The organism is Geminicoccus flavidas (assembly GCF_009806515.1).
Classification (GTDB): domain Bacteria; phylum Pseudomonadota; class Alphaproteobacteria; order Geminicoccales; family Geminicoccaceae; genus Geminicoccus; species Geminicoccus flavidus.
Window position 1 is genome coordinate 1 of sequence record NZ_WUJP01000248.1, and the last position, 2,133, is coordinate 2,133.

Consider the following 2,133-nt stretch of genomic DNA (forward strand, 5'->3'; position numbering starts at 1 on the left):
CGCCAGTGTGATCGACCTGGACCTGCGCGAGATCGAGACGGCCCTGCCGGGCGTCGGCAGGCTGCGCGGCATCCCGTTCACGATCGACGGCAAGCGCGGCCTGCTCAAGGGATATGGCCGCAACGTGATCCTGCGCCAGGCCGCGGTGGAGACGCGGCCGGTGGAGTTTGCCGGCTGCCTGCGCTCGGAGGACGGCTGCCGCTACCGGGCGGACTCGCCGCGCCCGCTGCCGGGCCTGGGCGCTGCCGCCCGCCTAACCGCGCAACACGGCTTCGTCGGGGTCGAGGCGACGATACGCGGGCGCAGCTTCCGCTTCGTTACCACGCGCCTGGCACACGACACGGAGCATGCGCCGGCCCAGGCCGCCGAGTTGGTCGCGGCGCTGGCCGCAGCGGCCGGGCCGGCCACGCCGCCGGTGATCCTGGCGGGCGAGTTCAGCGAGGGGCCGGACGCTTACGGACGAGCGCCTGAGGGCAGCGCCTATGCCGTTCTCACCAAGGCTAGACTGGTCGATGCCTGGAAGCTCCGCTACGGCAGCGTGCCGGGTGCCACCTGCTGCCAGCCGGCGAACCTGCGCAACCCGCGTGCGGACCTGACCCAGCGGGTCGACCTGATCTTCGTCCAGGAGCCGATCCAGTCGCGCCAGCTGCGGGTGGTGGGTGCGGAGGCTGCGAGCAGGACTTGGCCGCTCGATGGCTGGCGGTTGTGGCCGTCCGACCATGCCGGTGTGACCGCGCGGCTGGGCCTCAACGTAGCCCTGCCGACAGCCGAGTAGCGCTTCAGGCCGGCTCCGCCGGGGCCGGGAGGCGCACCAGGCTCATCGGCTCCTCGATGCCCTGGAACCGGGCGACCTCATGTTGCGCGGTCTGGCCGCCCAGCAGCTTCTGCACGCCCGGATAGTTCCACACGTCCTCCGTGAGCCAGATCTCGCCGGCGCCGGCCATCTGCTGAACCCGCGAGGCAATGTTCACGGTATGGCCGAAATAATCCAGCTGGTCGTTCAGCGTGACCGCGATGGCGGCACCGTGGTGGATGCCGATCTTGACTGCGACCGCCCGCTCCGATTGGCCGGCACTAAACCGCCGGATCGCGTCGCGCATCTCCAGGGCGGCCGCCACGGCCTGGGCCGCGTCCGGATAGACCGCCATCACCGCATCGCCGATCGTCTTCACAATCGCCCCGCCATGCTGGCGCGTGGCCTCGCGCAACCGGTCGAAATGCTGCTGCACCAGCTCGAACGCGTTCAGGTCACCGATCCGCTGGTAAAGCCGGGTCGAGCCCTTGATGTCGGTGAACAGCAGCGCCACGTCGCGGATCGCCAGCCCCTGGGCCCCGCCGATGGTCTCCGAGCGGAACAGGCTGCGGAAGGTCTGGCTGGTGAGCAGATGCTTGCCGGTGAGGTACGGCTCGAAGCGCAGAAAGCCATAATCCTCCCCCGCTGCACCCCGCAGGATCGCCACGATGCCGCGCTCGGGCGTATCGTTGGTGATGTCGATGGCAACCGGGCCCGGGGCGATGGCGGCCTGGTCGGGTACATAGTCCTGGCCGCGCCAGGTGAGTGCCAGGCGCTGCGGCACCTCGGCCGGCCGGCCCTCCACCCGGATGGCGAACCCGGCATCCGCGTCGCGGCTCAGCCCGAACACCATGCCTTCCGCCGCCTCGAAGGCGAAGCTCCGGGTCTTCCCCGGCTCCAGATAATCGATGCCGCGCAGGGCCTGCCGGCACGCCTCGATGAATGGCGTCCCGTCGGGAGTGATGCCTTCGCGCACGCCGCGGAAGACGTAGATGTAGTCGAACGGCTCCAGCGTCTCCGGGCGATGGTAGCGGATCGCGCGGACGTTCGGCGACACGGTGAAGTACACGGCGATGAAGTCGTCCAGCGCCGCCTCGTAGTCGTGGTGGCATTCCGGACAGCGATAGCGGCTGTTGAGCGCGCGCAGATGGGCAAAACTCTTCACCGCGCAGGCGCAGCGCGGGCAGACCAGCAACCAGTCCATCTCGAACAGGCCAAGGGATGCGGCGTGCAAGAACAGGTCGACCGCCTCCTCGGTGGCGACGCCGCGCTCCTTCGCGAAGGTGAGCGGGTTGACGCGGAACAGGTCCCCGTCCTCGCCGGCCGTGATCAGGGCCTCC

General features: G+C 69.8%; 1 protein-coding gene and 1 pseudogene. One reads left to right on the forward strand and one right to left on the reverse strand.

Annotated elements, in window-relative coordinates; genetic code table 11:
* Positions 1-775, forward strand: a pseudogene (locus EQG76_RS06920) (hypothetical protein); the annotation flags it as partial.
* Between the two features lie 4 nt (positions 776-779).
* Here the strand turns inward: EQG76_RS06920 and EQG76_RS06925 are convergent.
* Positions 780-2,133: adenylate/guanylate cyclase domain-containing protein (locus tag EQG76_RS06925; protein ID WP_159711845.1), on the reverse strand; the 1,354-nt coding region annotated here is incomplete at its 5' end.